Source organism: Streptomyces phaeochromogenes, assembly GCF_001418655.1.
In the GTDB taxonomy this organism is placed as follows: domain Bacteria; phylum Actinomycetota; class Actinomycetes; order Streptomycetales; family Streptomycetaceae; genus Streptomyces; species Streptomyces phaeochromogenes.
This window is the reverse complement of record NZ_LIQZ01000076.1, coordinates 12,069-28,864: the sequence shown is the minus strand read 5'-3', so window position 1 is coordinate 28,864 and position 16,796 is coordinate 12,069. Positions and strand designations below refer to the sequence as shown.

Genomic DNA, 16,796 nt, shown 5'->3' with positions numbered 1-16,796 from the left:
GGGCGCGGTGGGCGTCGAGGCGGCGGGCCTCCCAGCGGGACGACTCGGCGGTGCGGTCCGGGAGGTCTGCGAGGGCGGGGCCGCGCCAGAGCGCGAGGGCGTCGTCGAGGACGACGGCCGCCTTGCCGGGGTCGCCGTCGGCGAGCGCGCGGACGCCCTCCCCGGCGAGCCGCTCGAAGCGGTGCAGGTCGATGTCGTCGGCCGCCGCGCACAGCCGGTAGCCGCCCTCCGCGGAGGCGATCGCGTCCGCGCCGAGCGCCCTGCGCAGCCGGCCCACCAGCGCCTGGAGCGCGCCGGTGGCGTCGGCGGGCGGGTCGGCGCCCCACACCTCGTCGACCAGCACGGCCGCGGGCACGGTCCGTCCGGGCCGCAGGGCGAGCACGGTCAACAGGGCACGCAGCCGCGCCCCGCCGACCGGGACGGGGGTGCCGTCGCCGCGGAGTGCCTGGGTGGTGCCGAGAATGCGGTAGCGCACGGGGTCCATTGTCTCCGGTGGTCTCAGCACGGGTCGCGGGGTTCCTGCGGAGTGGCGCCCGGGATGTCGATCGTGACGAGGGCCCCGGTCTCTGCGGAGTCCTCCGGGGTACGGGTTTCTGCCAGTTCGTACCGCTTGGCCCGGGTATCGACCGAACACGGCGACCGCTCCCCCGGCACGGGTTCACACCGCACCTGCCGACCCGCGTAGAACACCTGCCATGACCCCATGGGTCCACCCTCCCTGGAACTCACAGGCGATCGCGAGACGTTTTCGGCATACGCCCGGTACGGTCGGGCACGCCCCTCAGCATGAAGCCCGCTGAGCGAACCCCAGGGAGCCCGACCCCATGACCACCGCCACCACCCGCCACAGCGACCGGCGGATCAGCCCCGTCTTCCTCGGGATCGTGGCCGTCACCGCGGTGACCGGATGGGCCACCTGGACGGGCTTCGCCGAGCAACCCGGCGTGGCCGTCTTCCTCTTCGTGACGGCGGCCTGGATCGTCTCGCTCTGTCTGCACGAGTACGCGCACGCGCGCACGGCCCTGCACAGCGGCGACATCTCGATCGGCGCGAAAGGGTATTTGACCCTCAACCCTCTCAAATACACCCATGCCCTGCTGAGCATCGTGCTGCCCGTCATCTTCGTGATGATGGGTGGTATCGGTCTGCCGGGCGGCGCGGTCTGGATCGAGCGGAACCGGATCCAGGGCCGCTGGAAGCACAGCCTGATCTCGGCGGCGGGCCCGCTGACGAACGTGCTGTTCGCGGTGGTCTGCACGGCCCCGTTCTGGCTGGACGCGCTGGACGGCGTACCCGCGGACTTCCAGTTCGCCCTCGCGTTCCTCGCGCTGCTCCAGGTCACGGCCGCGCTGCTGAACTTCCTGCCGGTGCCGGGCCTGGACGGCTACGGCATGATCGAGCCCTGGCTGTCGCACAACATCCGCCGCCAGGTGGAGCCCCTCGCGCCCTTCGGGCTGCTCCTCGTGATCGCCATCCTGTGGATCCCGGCGGTGAACAGTGTGTTCTTCGACGTGATCGACGCGCTGCTGCGCAGCCTGAACATCGACGATTTCCAGACCTACTGCGGGCAGAACCTCTACCGCTTCTGGACGGACACCAACGAGTTCTGCTCGGTCAGCCCGTGACGGACTGCGACTGGCGGCGCGCCCGGTCCCTGCGCAGGTAGTACCAGGTCATGTTGGACGAGAGTCCCGCGAGCAGCACCCACACGATCCCCAGCCAGCTGCCCTGGACGAAGGAGACGACGGCCGCGGCGGTGGCCAGCAGGCAGACGACGAGGGCGTAGAGGGCGAGTCGGGACATGGGGTGCGGCTCCTGTCGGGTCCTGTTGTCGCTGCCGTGGCGGCGGTCCCGTCGGGGGGACACTGTTGCGTCCAGTGTCCCCCACGTCCGGAGGCCGTCCGCACGGGCTCCGTCCGGAACTCGCCGTACGACTACACGTCGGTCACACGCAGACCCGCGTGGGCCTTGTACCGGCGGTTCACCGAGATCAGGTTCGCGACCAGCGCCTCGACCTGGTGGGCGTTGCGCAGCCGCCCGGAGAAGACCCCGCGCATGCCGGGGATGCGGCCGGCCAGCGCCTGGACGATCTCGACGTCCGCGCGCTCCTCGCCGAGGACCATGACGTCGGTGTCGATCTCCTCGATCTCCGGGTCCTGGAGAAGGACGGCCGACAGGTGGTGGAAGGCGGCGGTGACCCGCGAGTCCGGCAGCAGGGCGGCGGCCTGCTCGGCCGCGCTGCCCTCCTCGGGCTTCAGCGCGTACGCGCCCTTCTTGTCGAAGCCGAGCGGGTTGACGCAGTCGACGACGAGCTTGCCGGCCAGCTCCTCGCGCAGCGACTCCAGCGTCTTGCCGTGTCCGTCCCACGGCACGGCGACGATCACGATGTCGCTGCGACGGGCGGTCTCGGCGTTGTCGGCGCCCTCGACGCCGTGGCCGAGCTCGTCGGCGGCGGCCTGCGCGCGCTCCGCGGCCCGCGACCCGATGATCACCTTCTGGCCGGCCCGCGCCAGCCGGTAGGCGAGTCCCTTGCCCTGCGGACCGGTGCCGCCGAGTACGCCGACGACGAGCCCGGACACGTCGGGAAGGTCCCAGGGGTCCTTCGCGGGCGCCTTCTGTGCACTGTCAGTAGAGGTCATGGGCCGACTTTACGTGCGCGGTTCGCGTCCGCGGCGGTCAGGTGAGCGCCGTCACGGGCACCCTGCGGAAGACGATGGTCTCGTACGCGCCGAAGTCGCCCGTCTCGTGGAGGAGTCCGACGGTGTCGTCGTCGACGCGAACCAGATCGGAGTACCCGGCGGGCAGCCCGTCCACGGTGTGCGCGGGCCGCCAGGTGACGCCGTCGTCGGTGCTGGCGCGGATCGTCATCAGGGCGCGGAAACCGGGGTCGGCGGGGCCGGAGTACAGCAGGACGTCCGGGTCGCGGAGCTGGAGGACGCTGCCCTCGACGACCGGGCCGGTGAGGCCGGCCTGCGGCCGGAAGGGCTTGACGAGGGTCTGGCCGCCGTCCTGGGAGTAGGCGTCGGCGCGGGTGCCGGGGGCGGTGGAGTCGGTGCGGGTGTTGAAGTAGACGCGGCCGTCGGGGAGTTCGGTGGCCGTGGTCTCGTTCACGTTGATGTAGTTGTCGGTGTTGTCGTCGACGTACCCGATGCGCCAGGTCCCGCCGTCGTCGTCGCTCAGCAGACAGTGCCCGCCGTTGTACTTGCCCTCGGTGCCGGTGTCCTTGCCGGCCGGCGGGAGGGAGTGGTTGGCGGGGACGACGACCCGGCCGGTGCTCAACCGGAGGGCGTGGCCCGGGGTGGTGGCGTACCACCGCCAGGTGTCCTTCTTCGTCTGCTTGGTGATCTCCTTCGGGCTCGACCAGGTGAGCCCTTCGTCGTCGCTGTGCTGGACCCAGACGCGGCGTCCGTCGGCGGCGGTCACCTTGCCGCGGCGGATGCTGTCCTCGGTGGCCAGGGCGGCGTTGCGGACGTGGACGAGCAGGACGCGGCCGGTGCCGAGGACGACGGGGGCCGGGTTCCCGGAGAGCGCGTCGCCGTTCTTGGCGGCGACCTGGAGCGGGCCCCAGGTCAGACCGCCGTCCGTGGAGCGCTTCAGCACGATGTCGATGTTCCCGAAGTCGTCGCGGGAGCCGACCCGGCCCTCGCAGAAGGCCAGCAGGGTGCCGCTGACTGTGCCCCCGCCGGTGGCGACGACGGCCGGGATGCGGAAGCTCGCGTAGCCCTCCTGTCCCGCCCGGAACGGCACTGATGTCTCAGTACTGGCCATGGAACCCTCCCTCACCGACTGGGACGGACACTCTGCCCACCCCGGGCGAATTCATGGTGAACTCCACCTGACGAGTGGCCGGTTGCGGCAGGATGCGTGCGCATGGATGCCGTACGGGTCGCCCTGTTGCGCGAAGTGCTCGCCGGAACCGAGTGGCCGGGTGCCACGCGGCGGTTCGCGGGAGCGCTGCGGTCCTCCGTGCTGCCGCACGGGGGCGGACTGCTGCTGGTGGGGACGGCGGAGTACGAGCCGTGGCACCTCGCCGCGCACCTCGTGGACGAGGCCGCCTGGTCGGGCACGCCGGAGCTGACGCCGACGCTCGTACGGCACGGGGCGCGGCCCGGCGACCCGGCCCATCTGGCCGTCGGCCTCGGCCGGATCGAGGCGGCTCGGCGGGGCGAGACGCTCCTCGTGGTGGCGCCGGACGCGCCCGGGGCCCCGCTCCTGGAACGGGTCCACGACGCTCGCCGAGCCGGGGCGACCGTCCTGGCACTGGACTGCGGCGACCACGACCTGCACGCGATGGCGCACGAGGCGCTCGCCGTACCGTCGGAGCCGGACCTCGACCTGGACACCGTGCAGCACCTGGTGAGCGCGGCGGCCGGGGAGAACTCACTGCCCTCCCCTCGGGGCCGACGGCGACTGCGGGACCGGCTGTCGCGGCTGGCGGACCAGCTGACGTCCCCGCCACCGGCACGCTGGTGACGTACGCGCCGGTGTCGACGTACTGGTGATGGATCCGCCGGTGGGCTGAGGGTCCTCGCGGTCGGAAAAGCGGTTGTCCTCGTCGGGGCCGCGCCGGACCATGGCACCTCGTGACGGAACCCGATTGCGACGCCCCCGAATCCGCCCCCGGACGGGCCCCCTCGCGCCTGCGCGCCCTGCTGCCCGATCTGGCGCCGTGGCGGACTTCCGCCGACTTCCGGCGGCTGTGGGTGGCCGGGCTCGTCACCAACTTCGGCAGCTTCCTGACCTTCGTGGCGCTGCCGGTGCAGATGAAGGACCTGACCGGTTCCGTGGTGGCCGTCGGGGCGATCGGCGCGGTGGAACTCGTCCCGCTGATCGTGTTCGGGCTGTACGGCGGGGCGCTCGCCGATGCCCTGGACAAGCGGAAGCTGATCCTCTGGACGGAGGTGGGGCAGGGGCTGCTGAGCGGCGTGCTGCTGGTCAACGCGCTGCTGCCGGAGCCCCTGGTGTGGCCGTTGTACGCCGTCGCCGCGCTCTCCTCCTCGCTCGTCGCCGTCCAGCGGCCCGCCCTGGACGCGCTCACACCGCGCATCGTGCGGCACGAACACCTGCCCGCGGCAGCCGCGCTCAACTCGTTGCGGTGGACGGTCGGCGGCGTCGCGGGTCCGGCGGTCGCGGGGCTCGTCGTGGCGTACGCCGGGCTCGGCTGGGCCTATGCCGCGGACCTGGCGACCTTCGTAGTGTCGGTCGCGCTGGCAGTGGGTCTCGCCTCGTCGCCCGCCTCCCACGAGGCCGCGAAGCCGTCACTGCGGTCGATCCTGGAGGGGGCTCGGTACGCGTGGAGCCGCAAGGAACTGCTGGGGACGTACGCCATCGACCTGGCCGCCATGTTCTTCGCATTCCCGCTGGCCGTGCTGCCCTTCCTCGCGGACGAGCTGGACGCCGAGTGGTCGCTGGGCCTGATGTACGCGGCCCTGCCCGCCGGGGCCCTGCTGGTGAGCCTGACGAGCGGGTGGACGTCCCGGGTGCATCGGCACGGGCGGATGGTGGTGCTGGCGGCGGCGTTCTGGGGGCTCGCGATGGTGGCCGCGGGGGTCGTTCACGATGTGTGGCTGGTCCTGCTGTTCCTCGCGCTGGGCGGGTGTTTCGACATGGTCAGCGGGATCTTCCGCGCGGCGATGTGGAACCAGACGATCCCGGACGAGCTGCGGGGACGGCTCGCGGGCATCGAGCTGCTGTCCTACTCGGTGGGACCCCAGCTGGGCCAGGTACGGGCCGGCGGCATGGCCGCGTGGATCGGTGTCCGGGGGTCCGTGTGGGCCGGGGGCGTGCTGTGCGTGGCCGCGGTGGGGGCGCTCGCGGTGTGCCTTCCGAAGCTCATGACGTACGACGTCCGGACGAACGAACATGCGGTGCGGATGAAGGAGGCGCGGGGGAAGGTTGCGGCCGGTTCATAGGGTGCGGGCCGGTGGGGGTTGAGCGCACAGCTCCCCGCGCCCCTGGCTTTTAGGGGCGCGGGGAACTGCGCACTCAGCCCCGACGGACCCGCACGTCAATGACCACCCCTACGGCGGAGCCATCAGTCCTCGTCCGAGCCCCGCGCAGCGGAATCGTGCCAGCGGGGGTCCGTCTCCCATTCGAGGTTGCGCTCCCGGGCGGTCTCCATCGCCTGCTCGGCCTCGCGGCGCGACGCGTACGGACCGAAACGGTCCTTGCCCGGGCAGTCGGGCCCCTCTTCGACCTTCTTGTGCTCCAGGCAGTAGTACCACTCGCCCGGCTTCCCGACGGTCCGCTTCTTGAACAGGGCCATGGCTGGGGCTCCTTTCGCCAGGGACATCGTCCCCCACCACCCGCTGGTTAGACTCGCTGGCATGTCTGGCCAGTCGCTGCTCGTACCAGGGGAGCTTTCTCCCACCCGTCCCGTGCCGGGAAACATCAGGCGTCCCGAGTACGTGGGCAAGCCCGCCCCCACGCCGTACACCGGAGGGGAGGTCCAGACCCCGGAGACGGTCGAGGCGATGCGTGTCGCGGGGCGGATCGCCGCCCGTGCGATGGCCGAGGCCGCGAAGCTCATCGCGCCCGGCGTCACCACGGACGAGCTGGACCGGGTCGCCCACGACTACATGTGCGACCACGGCGCCTATCCGTCCACGCTCGGCTACCGCGGTTTCCCGAAGTCGCTGTGCACCTCCGTGAACGAGGTCATCTGTCACGGCATCCCGGACTCCACGGTCCTGCGGGACGGCGACATCATCAACCTCGACGTGACGGCGTACATCGGCGGTGTGCACGGCGACAACAACGCCACGTACCTCGTCGGTGACGTGGACGAGGAGTCGCGGCTGCTCGTCGAGCGGACCCGTGAGTCCCTCGACCGTGCCATCAAGGCCGTCAAGCCCGGCCGGCAGATCAACATCATCGGCCGGGTCATCGAGTCGTACGCGAAGCGGTTCGGGTACGGGGTCGTGCGGGACTTCACCGGGCACGGCATCAACTCGTCGTTCCACTCGGGGCTGATCATCCCGCACTACGACAGCCCGCACGCGACGACGCTGATCCAGCCGGGGATGACGTTCACGATCGAGCCGATGCTGACGCTGGGCACGCACGAGTACGACATGTGGGACGACGGGTGGACCGTCGTGACGAAGGACCGGAGGCGGACCGCTCAGTTCGAGCACACGCTGGTCGTCACGGACAGCGGTGCCGAGGTGCTGACCCTGCCGTAACCGCCCTTTTTCGTATCAAGTTCCACACCAAGTTCCGCACCAAGCCGCCCGCTCGAACAGAGGGGCGGCTTTTTATGTGGATCGGGTGCGGATCCGGGGTACGGTTTTACCGACAGGACGTCGGGAACCTGTTGACTTAGGTAAGCCTAACCATACAAGATGGGCCCGGCTCTCGTCCCCCTTCGGCCCCGGAGGTCTTCATGAACTCGTCGAGCACACCGTTCTCGACGCTCATCCGCACCGCGTCGCACGAGCAGCACGGGCAGGCGCACGACTCGTCGTTCATGAGCGAGTTGCTGGGCGGCAGGCTGGGCGTGGACGCGTACACGCGGTACACCGAGCAGCTGTGGTTCGTCTACCGGGCGCTGGAGGAAGGCGGGCGCGAGCTGGCCGGCGATCCCGTGGCGGGGCCGTTCATGCGCCCCGAGCTGGTGCGGGTGGCCGCGCTGGAGCGGGACCTCGCGCATCTGCGGGGCCCGGACTGGCGCGAGGGCGTGACCGCGCTGCCCGCGACCGAGGAGTACACGGCGCGGATCACCGAGTGCGCGCGTACGTGGCCCGGTGGGTACGTGGCGCATCACTACACCCGTTACCTCGGCGACCTCTCCGGCGGCCAGGTCCTGCGGAGCAAGGCGGAGCAGACGTGGGGCTTCGCCCGCAAGGGGGACGGGGTGCGGTTCTATGTGTTCGAGGACATCGGCAACCCTGCCGCGTTCAAGCGGGGGTATCGCGAGCTGCTCGACGGTGTGCTTGCTGATGATCTGGAGAAGCAGCGGATCATTGCTGAGTGCAAGCGGGCGTTCGCGCTCAACATCGCGGTCTTTGTTGCTTTGGGGGAAGAGTTCCGCGTCAGTGCGTGAGCGCTCCGCCGGGGCGTTGATTGTCGGCTGCGGGTGCGCGGGGGCGGACCGGCGATTGCGCCGGTCAGTGAACGTGGTCGTCCAGGGCCGGGGCGACCGTGGCGTCGGCGCGGGGTGCGATGTCCTGCCGGACGATGCGGGCGTTCGCGCTCCGGACCTGGCGGGGCAGGGTGAGCGCGTCGGCCAGCCAGCCCAGCCCGCAGATGCCGAGGGTGCACAGGTGCAGCAGCCCACGGCCGGCCCTGCCGAGATAGAAGTGGTGCATCCCGAACAGGCCGAGGAAGAACCACCACAGGTACGCCACAGCGACCGACTTCGGAGCTCGCGGCGCGCTGTCCTGCCGTGGCGTCGGCCCGGGCCGAGACCTCGGCGGCACCACCGCCGGCCGGCCCGCGGTCGTCGCCACCCCCATGTGGTGAGCACCCGCCGTGCGCTCTGCCCGAGCGGCCCTGTCGGGCACGGGGACGACAGGCACGACAGGGACTGGGTCGGGTTCACGGGAGGGCGCGCCCTCGATGGACACGCGCGGCAGGATCCGCTCCAGCCAGGCGGGCAGCCACCAGTTCGCCCGTCCCAGCAGATGCATCAGTGACGGGACCAGCACGGTGCGCAGGACGAAGGCGTCGATCGCGACGGCCGCGGCCAGTCCCACGCCGTACTCGGCGATGACCCGCTCGCCACCGAGGACGAAGGCGGTGAACACGCAGATCATGATCAGGGCGGCGGCGTTGATCAGCCGGCCGGTCTCGGCCTGACCGATGCGGATGGCGCGGTGGTTGTCGCGGGTCTGCTCCCACTCTTCGTGCATCCGGCTGACCAGGAAGACCTGGTAGTCCATGGACAGGCCGAAGAGGATCGCCAGCATGATCACCGGAAGCTCGGCCTCCACAGGACCGGCCTTCCCCAGGCCCAGGAGTTCGGAGCCCCATCCCCACTGGAACACGGCGACGACGACCCCGAAGGCCGCGGCCGAGGCGAGCAGGTTCATCACGGCGGCGGTCAGCGGCACCAGGACGCTGCGGAAGGCGACCATCAGCAGCAGACAGCCGAGTCCGACGATCACCCCGAGGAACAGTGGCAGTTTGCCCGCCAGGAGGCCGGCCAGGTCGTCGGAGGCGGCTGTCGTGCCGCCGACGTACACCGTCAGACCGCTTCCCCGCTCCGCGGCTGGTACGACGTCCTTGCGCAGGTGGGTAATCAGGGCGCTCGTGGTCTCCTCCTGCGGCGCGCCGGTCGGCACCACCTCGATGACGGACAGTCCGGTCGCCGCGGTGTCCGGCCCGGCCGTTGCCGAGGCCACCCCGGGAGTACTGCGCACGGCCGAGACCAGCCTGTTCAGGGCCGACGCGTCACTGGGCGCGCCCAGTTGCGCGACCAGCACGAGCGGGCCGTTGGAGCCGGGGCCGAAGCCCTGGGCGAGCAGGTCGTACGCGGCTCTGGTGGTGGTGCCCTTCGGGTCGTTCCCGGCGTCCGAGGTCCCCAGGCGCAGCGACAGCGCCGGCAGCGAGAGGACGGTGACGACAAGGAGCGCGGCCAGGGCGAACAGGGTTCTGTGACGCTCGACCTGCTCGGCCCAGCGGCTCCGGGGCATTGGCGTTGCGTGCCGTTGCGTGTTCAGGGGCGGGTGAACGGTCCCTGGGTGACCGGTGGTTGGGTGACCGGTGGTTGGGTGACCGGTCCCCGCGTTCCGGGTGGTCACGACTCGCCGCTGACGCCTGTTCAGCAGTCTGCCGCCGAAGAGGCCGAGCAGGGCCGGCAGCAGGGTCACCGCCGCGATCACCGTGAACAGGACGGCCGTCGCGGCGCTGATCCCCATCCCGGTGAGGGGGCCGATCCGCAGGACGAGCAGGCCCAGGAGGGCGGTGACGACGGTGAGTCCGGCGAAGACCACCGCCCGCCCGGAGGTGTTCAGTGCGCGTACCGCTGCCTCCTCGGGTGCCAGGCCGTTCCGCAGGCCGGTCCGGTGGCGGGTGACGATGAACAGGGCGTAGTCGATGCCGACTCCGAGCCCGATGAGGGCCGCGACCGTCGGAGCGTCGGTGCCCAGGGTCATCACGTGCGAGGTCAGCCCGACGGCGAGCAGTCCGGCGCCGAGCGCGGCGACCGCGACCAGCAGGGGCAGGAGCATGCCCAGCAGTGAGCCGAAGGCGACGAAGAGGATGATACCGGCGGCGACCAGCCCGATCGCCTCGGTGCCCTGCGCCTCGCCCTCGGCTGCGAGGCTGACGGCCTGCCCGCCGAGTTCCACCTGCAGATCCGCGTCACGCGCGGCCTGCGCGGTGTCGATGACCCGGGTGACGTCGGCGGCCGGTATCCGCTCGGCCTGCGCGTCGAACGTCACCGTCGCGTAGGCGGTCCTGCCGTCCTTGCTGATCCGGGGCGCTCCCGTGGGGCCGTACATGCTGGTCACGGAGACGACCGAGGGCAGTGCCTCGACCCGGTCCAGCATCGAGGTCACCTTCTGCCGGACGGCGGCGTCCCGGATCGACCCGTCGCGGCGTACGTGCACCACGATCTGGTCGCTGTCCCCGGCCTGTTGGGGCTCGGACGCCTGGAGCCGCGCCTGCGCCTTCGACGATTCCAGTCCGGGCAGGCTGAACTCGTCGGAGTAGCTGGTGCCGAGCGTCGCGTACGGCACGGCGAGCGCGACCAGCAGGGTGGCCCAGATCCCGACGACGAGGAGGCGGTGCCGGAAGCACCATCTGGCTAGTGCGGACATGGCTGAACAACCTTCTTCGCGGTGCGGAGGTGGAAGGAGAGTGGAATGGGACGGCCGGCACGCACTGGTCGGCGCGGCTGTGTCGGGCTCAGGGGTCAGCCGGCAGGGACGCGGGTGCGGTGGGGGCTCAGGAGCCGGTCGGCGCGGACGCAGGTGTGGCGGGGATCGGCTTGTCGAGCATGGTGCAGACCGCGGCGTTCACCAGGGCCTGGTTGGCGGCGGCAGCCTTGGGATTCGCGATGCCGAAGATGGTCGTGGTGAAGACCGAGACCGTACGGCGGCCGGTGGCGTCGGTGTAGTCCTCGCTGGAGTAGCCGGCGGCCTGGCCGCTGTGGCCCCAGACAGTGCCGCAGGGAGTGGACACCTCCTCCAGACCGAGCCCGTACCGGCGGTTCGGGAACTCGGCCTCCTCGGCGACGGTGGTGCGCATCTCCTTCAGCAGGGCGGGCGGCAGGAGCTTGCCGGAGTTCAGCGCGCCGGAGAAGCGGGCCCAGTCCTGCGCGTTGGAGACCATGCCTCCGGCGGCCCACAGCGTGCTGGCGTTGATCCCGGTGGTGTCGACGTATCCCGCGGACCGCTCCGGGCCGGCGAACGCGGTCCCGGCGGGCGCGTACGGGGGGAGCAGCGGGGCGAGGCGGTCGGCGTCCGGTTCGTAGCCGTGGGCGAGACGGGGGTTGTTCGTCTTGCCGAAGCCGGTGACCAGGTAGGTGTTCTTCAGGCGGAGCGGACCGGTGATCCGCCGCTGGATCAGGTCGCCCAGGGTGTGTCCGGTAGCCTTCTCGGCGATCAGGCCGAGCGCGACGTAGTTGGTGTTGCTGTAGGAGTAGTCCGTGCCGGGTGCGAACAGCGGGTCGTGCCGGACGCCGGCGGCGATCAGCTCCTGGGGCGTCCAGGCCCTGGTGTCCCGGCCGGTGAACGCCTTGAACACGTCGGGGTCGATGAGGTAGTTGAACAGGCCGCTGGTGTGGTTGAGCAGCATCCGTACGGTGATCGCGGCCCCGTTCGGGATGAGGCCGGGTAGCCACTTCTCGACCGGGTCGGTCAGCTTGAGCCGGTGTTCGGCGACCAGTTGGAGGACCACGGTGGCCACCATCGTCTTGGTGTTGGAGCCCATCCGGAACTGGTCGTCGGCGGCAAGGGTGTGGTCGGCGCGGGTCCAGGGCGCCTGCCGGGCGATCTCGATCGGCCGCCCGTTGCCCTTGTCGACCCGGACGATCACCCCGGGGGCTCCGGCGTTCACGTCCCGCTGCGCGAGCGTTGCCAGTCGGTCCTTCTGGGCTGCCGCCACGCCGGCTCGTCCGGTCGGGGTGTGGGCGGTGTCCGGCGCCGCGGTGGCCGCCTGGCAGCCCGTGAGCGTACCCGTCAGTGCCGCGGCCAGGGCCAGCGTCAGGTATGCGTGCCGGGCGGGCCGCGAACGGGGAGTGTTCCGGGGCATGAGGTGTCCTCCTGGGCATGGGGCATGGGGATGGGTCTTGGGGATGGGGCTTGGGTCGATCGACCGCTCCAGCCTCCCGGCGACGGGGACGAGGAACACGGGTGCTGGGCCCCCGCGATGGTGGAGATAACCCCAGTGCGCGGACGCGAGCCGGCCGGTCATCATCGACTTCTGGCCCGTGACGGCGGCCTGGCGTCGGTCGGCCGGTCGGCCGGTCGACGCGGCACCGAGGCACCGAGGCACCGAGGCACCGAGGCACCGAGGCACGAACGATGGACCGGCCCACGACGATCGACCGACGCACGACGATGGAGCGCGATGACCTACTCCGGCGAGCGCCACTCCCCCCGTGGCACACCGCAGTCGGGGGAACGTCCTGGGACGGGTGTCGGCCCGCGCGCCGGTCTCACCTCGCGTCCCGGTCTCGCCCTGCGGATGAACCTGCTGGGCTGGTCGCTGGTGCTGCTGCTCGGCGCGGTCCTGGGTTTCGGCCTGGCCACGCTCTGGATCACCTCGGTGGCAGTCGTCGCGCTCGGGGTCGGCCTCCCGCTGGCCCTGCTGTCGACCGTCCTGGTGCGCTGGTTCGCCGACCTGCACCGCCAGTGGGCCGCCGACCGACTCGGTGAACCGGTGGCCCGGCCCTACGCGCCGGCATCCGACGGCGGTTGGCCGGTACGGCTGTGGGCGATCCTGCGCGACCCGGCGACCTGGCGGGACTGGGCCTGGCTGGTGGCCAACTCGGTCACCGGCTGGTTCACCTACGGGCTGTCGTTCGTGTTCTTCCTCGCCGGCGTCTTCTATCTCACCTATCCGCTGCTGTACACGCTGACCCCGCCCCAGGTGTTCCGCACGCCGCTGGGCAACGGCTTTCGCCTGGACAGCGTCCAGAAGTCGTTCGCGCTGGTCCCGCTCGGCCCGGTGTTCCTCCTGCTCTGGTACACCACCGCCGAACGGCTGGCGAACCTCAACGCCCTGGTGATCCGCTCCCTCCTTGCACCCACCGCGCAGGCACAACTACGGGCCCGGGTCGCGCAGTTGGCGGCCTCGCGGGCCGAGACCGTCGACACCCAGGCCGGCGAACTGCGCCGGATCGAACGGGACCTGCACGACGGCGCACAGGCCCGGCTGGCGTCGCTCGGCATGAGCCTGGGTCTGGCCGAACAACTCCTGCCCGACGATCCACAGGCCGTCCAGCAGCTGCTGGCCGAGGCCCGTGCATCGACCTCCGACGCCCTGGCCGAACTGCGGGACCTGGTACGCGGCATCCATCCGCCGGTGCTCGCGGACCGCGGCCTGGACGGCGCCCTGCAGGCCCTGGCCCTGGCCAACCCGATACCGACGTCGGTGGTCACCCGCCTGCCCGGACGGCTGCCCGCGCCGGTCGAGTCCGCGGCCTACTTCGCCGTCGCCGAGGCCCTGACGAACGCCATCAAGCACGCCCATGCCGGGCGCATCGAGATCGCCGTGGAGTTCACACCCCACCCGGGTACGACGGCCGGGTTACTGACGATGCGGGTGTCCGACGACGGCCGCGGGGGAGCCAGTCCCGACGGCGGCACCGGCCTGCGGGGCATCGCGCGCCGCCTGGCGGCCTTCGACGGCACCCTGACCGTCGACAGTCCGCCCGGCGGACCCACCGAGACAAGGATGTCGCTGCCGTGCGCGTCGTCATAGCCGAGGACCTCGCCCTGCTCCGAGAGGGTCTGATCAGGATCTTCCAGGCCAACGGCTTCGAGGTCGTCGACGCCGTCGACAACGGCCCTTCTCTGATCCGGGCGTTGACGACCCACCGGCCCGACGTCGCCATCGTCGACGTGCGGCTGCCTCCGACCTTCACCGACGAGGGCCTGCGCGCCGTGATCGACGTACGCAAGCGGATCCCCGGCCTGCCCGTCGTGGTGCTCTCGCAGTACGTCGAGCAGCTGTACGCCAGGGAGCTGATCTCGGACCGCGCCGGGGCGGTGGGCTATCTGCTGAAGGACCGGGTCATGGCCGTCGGCCAGTTCGTCGCCAACGTCCGGCAGGTCGCCGCCGGCAGTACGGTCATGGATCCCGACGTGGTCGGCGCCCTCCTCACCCACCGCTCGGCAGACCCCCGCCTGCTGGAGCTGACCCCGCGTGAGCACGAGGTGCTCTCGCTGATGGCCCAGGGCCGCACCAACGCCGCCATCGCCGGCCGGATGTTCGTCAGCGAGAAGACCGTCAGCAAGCACAGCTACAACATCTTCACCAAGCTCGGACTCGAACCGTCCGAGGACGACAACCGCCGGATCCTGGCAGTCCTCGCCTATCTGGAAGGCTGAAAGCCAAGGGCGGGGCCGCTCCTGAAGCGTCAGCGTTCCAGGAAGACCCTGCCGCCCACCTCCACCCAGCCCTCCGGCTGGGGGGCTGTGAGGAGTTGGGACCCCGTGCCCTGGACGATGTTCAGGGCTCGGCCCAGTTGGGCTGTCAGTTGGAGGGCCGCGGCGCCGGTGGCCTCGTCCTCGTGTATGCCGTCGTCGCGGCCGGGGAAGCCTCGGGCGCGGATGCGGCCGGCTGCCTCGTCCTCCCAGGCCCAGGCGTAGATCCACTCGCCGGGCGGGGGCACTTCGAGGGCGTCGACCTCGGCCACCGTGCCGTACCGGCGGAGTGTGCGCGGCTCCGGCCACTCCGGGCGGGCCTCGATCCAGCTGAACTCGCCGTCGAGGCGGGTGCCCACCACGCCCGCGGGCGTGACGAGTTCGGGTACGTCCAGCAGCCAGGCCGCGCCGACACAGGGGTAGCCGGCGAAGGGCAGCCGCACGCTGGGTGTGTAGATGTCGATGACCCCGCGCTCGGGGTCGTCCACGAACACCGTCTCGCTGAACCCGAGTTTGGCCGCGAACGCCTGTCGCTCGTCCCGTTCCGGCAGTACGGAACCGTCCCGCACGACCCCGAGTTCGTTGCCGTACTCACCGCGCGGTCCGCAGAAGACCCGCAGCACGTCGTAATCAGTCACGCGGGCATTCAAGCACTACAGGAGTGGTGCGTACGCATCCGGCCGCCGCCCCCCGATGGCAGGGGCGGCGGCCGGTTGTCGTCGGTCCGGTCAGGCCTGGGTGGCGTCCGTCGCGCGGCGGCGTACCGCGAACACCACGCCCACGCCGGCCGCGACCGTCGCCGCGGCTGCGGCGCCCAGGGCGCCGACCGGGACGTCGGAGCCGGTGGAGGCGAGGCCGCCCGTCACCCCGCCCGTGGTGGAGCCCGTCGTGCCCGCGCCGCCGGTGGTGCCGCCGGTGGTCCCTCCCGTGGTGCCGCCCGTCCCGCCGTTGGACGACGTCGGGTCGGGGTCCGGGAGTTCGGCGTCGTCGGACAGGGCGACGGAGAGGTCGACCGGGTCGAGTTCGGCGCCGGCCTGGTAGAAGCCGCCGAAGGCCTCGGCGCCGGCCTTGGTGAGGGTCGTGGTGACGTCGTCGAGGGTGATGACGTCGTTCTTGGCCGTCAGGTCGGCGGACTTGGGCTTGAGCTCGGCGAGGGTCACGTCGGCGGACTTCTTGCCGAGGCTCTCGACGTCGGCGGTCAGCTTGCCGGAGCCGCCGTCGACCTCCGCCTTGAGGTCGCTGAGGGTGAGGTCGAGGCCGTAAGTGCCGTTCGTCTCATGGCCCTTGAAGTTGACCGAGCCCTTGAAGGCGGCCTTGAGGGTGTCCTCGTCCGTGTCGTAGGTGCCGGTGGCGTCGGGGAAGGTGAAGATCCCGTTGCCGGACGCCTGCGCCGCGCCACCGGAGACGGTGATCTTGCCCTTGGCGACACCGTCCACCACGTACGTACGGAAGGACTGCTTGACGCCCCAGCCGAGCGTGCCGTCGGTGATCTCGCCCTTGGTGGCGGCCCCGGTGCCCGAGGGGGTCGGGCTCGTGGTCTGCGACGGGGTGGTGGACGGGGTGCCCGAGGGGGTGGTGGACGGCGTCGTGGACGGGGTGGGCGAGGGGGTCGTGGAGCCCGTGGGTGTCGGGGTCGGCGACTCGGTCTTCTTCTCCACGACCGTCAGGGGGTCACCGGCGGCGCCGGAGTAGCTGGAGCTGCCGAAAACATCGCCCGCCTCCTTCGTCAGCTTGGTCGCCATGTCCGTCATCGTGCGGGTGACGGTGACCTCGGCGAGCGGCACGTCCTGCTGGGTCGTGCCGCTCTTCGTCACGTCCGCGGTGACTCTCGCGGCCTTGCTGTCGAACTTCACGTCGGACAGGGCGAGTTCGAAGCCGTGCAGCTTGGAGACGATCTTCAGGCTGCCCTCGAAGCCGAGCGCCACGGTGTGCGCCTCGGAGTCGTAGGTCCCGGTGCCGTTGACGAAGGTGAACGCGCCGTTGTCCTTGGCCTGCGTGGCGCCGCCCTCGGGCGTGAAGCTGCCGGCCGCCATCCCGGTCACGTACGTGCGGTACGACTGCTTGATGCCCCAGGTGAACTCGTAGCCCTTGAGCGGGACTTCGGCGGCGGACGCGGATGTCGCGGCGAGCGCGGTGGCGCCGAGCGTGACGGCGGTCGCGCAGGCTGCGGCGAGGGCTATGGGGCGGCGACGGTTGGCGGCCATGGTCGTGGGCTCTCCTCGGTTCAGTGTGTGGGAGTCCGCTCAACTCGCGGACAGC

At 71.2% G+C, this 16,796-nt stretch carries 17 protein-coding genes; 7 read left to right on the top strand and 10 right to left on the bottom strand.

Going from position 1 to position 16,796, the window contains the following annotated elements:
* Together AOK17_RS11365 and AOK17_RS11360 are read right to left on the bottom strand one after the other, a co-directional pair.
* Positions 1-484, bottom strand: a 484-nt coding sequence (locus AOK17_RS11365; RefSeq protein ID WP_206190731.1) for an AfsR/SARP family transcriptional regulator, incomplete at its 3' end; no start/stop codon positions are given.
* A 14-nt stretch (positions 485-498) separates the two neighbouring features.
* Positions 499-705 carry a hypothetical protein gene (locus AOK17_RS11360; RefSeq protein WP_055612271.1) on the bottom strand — a complete coding sequence of 69 codons (207 nt, stop codon included), beginning with the start codon at positions 703-705 and terminating at the stop codon, positions 499-501.
* 119 nt (positions 706-824) lie between these two features.
* Here AOK17_RS11360 and AOK17_RS11355 point away from each other — a divergent pair, with 119 nt between their 5' ends.
* Positions 825-1,625: a site-2 protease family protein gene (locus AOK17_RS11355; RefSeq protein WP_055612270.1), complete on the top strand. Its 801-nt coding sequence runs from the start codon at positions 825-827 to the stop codon at positions 1,623-1,625.
* Here the strand turns inward: AOK17_RS11355 and AOK17_RS11350 are convergent.
* The 3 genes from AOK17_RS11350 to AOK17_RS11340 form a co-directional block, all read right to left on the bottom strand.
* The gene (locus AOK17_RS11350; protein ID WP_055612269.1) at positions 1,615-1,803 is read right to left on the bottom strand and encodes a hypothetical protein; all 189 of its coding nucleotides are present in this window, start codon (positions 1,801-1,803) and stop codon (positions 1,615-1,617) included. The two genes, AOK17_RS11355 and AOK17_RS11350, sit on opposite strands and share 11 nt — an antisense overlap.
* Positions 1,804-1,934: 131 nt before the next feature.
* On the bottom strand, positions 1,935-2,639 hold the full coding sequence (npdG, locus tag AOK17_RS11345) for an NADPH-dependent F420 reductase (protein WP_055612268.1): 705 nt from the start codon (positions 2,637-2,639) through the stop codon (positions 1,935-1,937).
* Between the two features lie 37 nt (positions 2,640-2,676).
* The gene (locus AOK17_RS11340) at positions 2,677-3,768 is read right to left on the bottom strand and encodes a sialidase family protein (RefSeq protein ID WP_055612267.1); all 1,092 of its coding nucleotides are present in this window, start codon (positions 3,766-3,768) and stop codon (positions 2,677-2,679) included.
* Positions 3,769-3,870: 102 nt separating this feature from the next.
* Between AOK17_RS11340 and AOK17_RS11335 the strand changes: the two genes are divergently transcribed.
* The gene (locus tag AOK17_RS11335) at positions 3,871-4,473 is read left to right on the top strand and encodes a hypothetical protein (protein ID WP_055612266.1); all 603 of its coding nucleotides are present in this window, start codon (positions 3,871-3,873) and stop codon (positions 4,471-4,473) included.
* 110 nt (positions 4,474-4,583) lie between these two features.
* Positions 4,584-5,912: an MFS transporter gene (locus tag AOK17_RS11330; RefSeq protein WP_206190730.1), complete on the top strand. Its 1,329-nt coding sequence runs from the start codon at positions 4,584-4,586 to the stop codon at positions 5,910-5,912.
* A gap of 122 nt (positions 5,913-6,034) precedes the next feature.
* On the opposite strand, the gene AOK17_RS11325 is transcribed toward AOK17_RS11330, so the two are convergent.
* Positions 6,035-6,265 (bottom strand): hypothetical protein, encoded by a 231-nt coding sequence (locus tag AOK17_RS11325; protein ID WP_055612265.1) that lies wholly within the window; start codon positions 6,263-6,265, stop codon positions 6,035-6,037.
* Between the two features lie 61 nt (positions 6,266-6,326).
* On the opposite strand from AOK17_RS11325, the gene map reads away from it, so the two are divergent.
* Positions 6,327-7,184, top strand: coding sequence for a type I methionyl aminopeptidase (map, locus tag AOK17_RS11320; RefSeq protein ID WP_055612264.1), 858 nt, complete (start codon positions 6,327-6,329; stop codon positions 7,182-7,184).
* Positions 7,185-7,384: 200 nt separating this feature from the next.
* Entirely contained in the window at positions 7,385-8,044 is a 660-nt protein-coding gene (locus AOK17_RS11315) for a biliverdin-producing heme oxygenase (RefSeq protein ID WP_055612263.1), read from the top strand.
* A 64-nt stretch (positions 8,045-8,108) separates the two neighbouring features.
* Here AOK17_RS11315 and AOK17_RS11310 read toward each other — a convergent pair whose 3' ends face one another.
* Both AOK17_RS11310 and AOK17_RS11305 read right to left on the bottom strand, forming a co-directional pair.
* Complete coding sequence (locus AOK17_RS11310; protein ID WP_063997201.1) at positions 8,109-10,763, bottom strand: MMPL family transporter; 2,655 nt, start codon at positions 10,761-10,763, stop codon at positions 8,109-8,111.
* A 127-nt stretch (positions 10,764-10,890) separates the two neighbouring features.
* A complete protein-coding gene (locus AOK17_RS11305; protein ID WP_107102358.1) occupies positions 10,891-12,198 on the bottom strand; it encodes a serine hydrolase domain-containing protein in 1,308 nt (435 codons plus the stop codon).
* Positions 12,199-12,516: 318 nt separating this feature from the next.
* Between AOK17_RS11305 and AOK17_RS11300 the strand changes: the two genes are divergently transcribed.
* Both AOK17_RS11300 and AOK17_RS11295 read left to right on the top strand, forming a co-directional pair.
* Entirely contained in the window at positions 12,517-13,872 is a 1,356-nt protein-coding gene (locus tag AOK17_RS11300) for a sensor histidine kinase (protein ID WP_206190729.1), read from the top strand.
* Positions 13,857-14,501 carry a response regulator gene (locus tag AOK17_RS11295; protein ID WP_055612262.1) on the top strand — a complete coding sequence of 215 codons (645 nt, stop codon included), beginning with the start codon at positions 13,857-13,859 and terminating at the stop codon, positions 14,499-14,501. Before AOK17_RS11300 ends, AOK17_RS11295 begins: the two co-directional genes overlap by 16 nt.
* A 29-nt stretch (positions 14,502-14,530) precedes the next feature.
* Here AOK17_RS11295 and AOK17_RS11290 read toward each other — a convergent pair whose 3' ends face one another.
* Together AOK17_RS11290 and AOK17_RS11285 are read right to left on the bottom strand one after the other, a co-directional pair.
* Positions 14,531-15,175 carry a PhzF family phenazine biosynthesis protein gene (locus AOK17_RS11290; RefSeq protein WP_055612261.1) on the bottom strand — a complete coding sequence of 215 codons (645 nt, stop codon included), beginning with the start codon at positions 15,173-15,175 and terminating at the stop codon, positions 14,531-14,533.
* Positions 15,176-15,265: 90 nt separating this feature from the next.
* Entirely contained in the window at positions 15,266-16,741 is a 1,476-nt protein-coding gene (locus tag AOK17_RS11285) for an HtaA domain-containing protein (RefSeq protein WP_055612260.1), read from the bottom strand.
* Between the last annotated feature and the right edge of the window lie 55 nt (positions 16,742-16,796).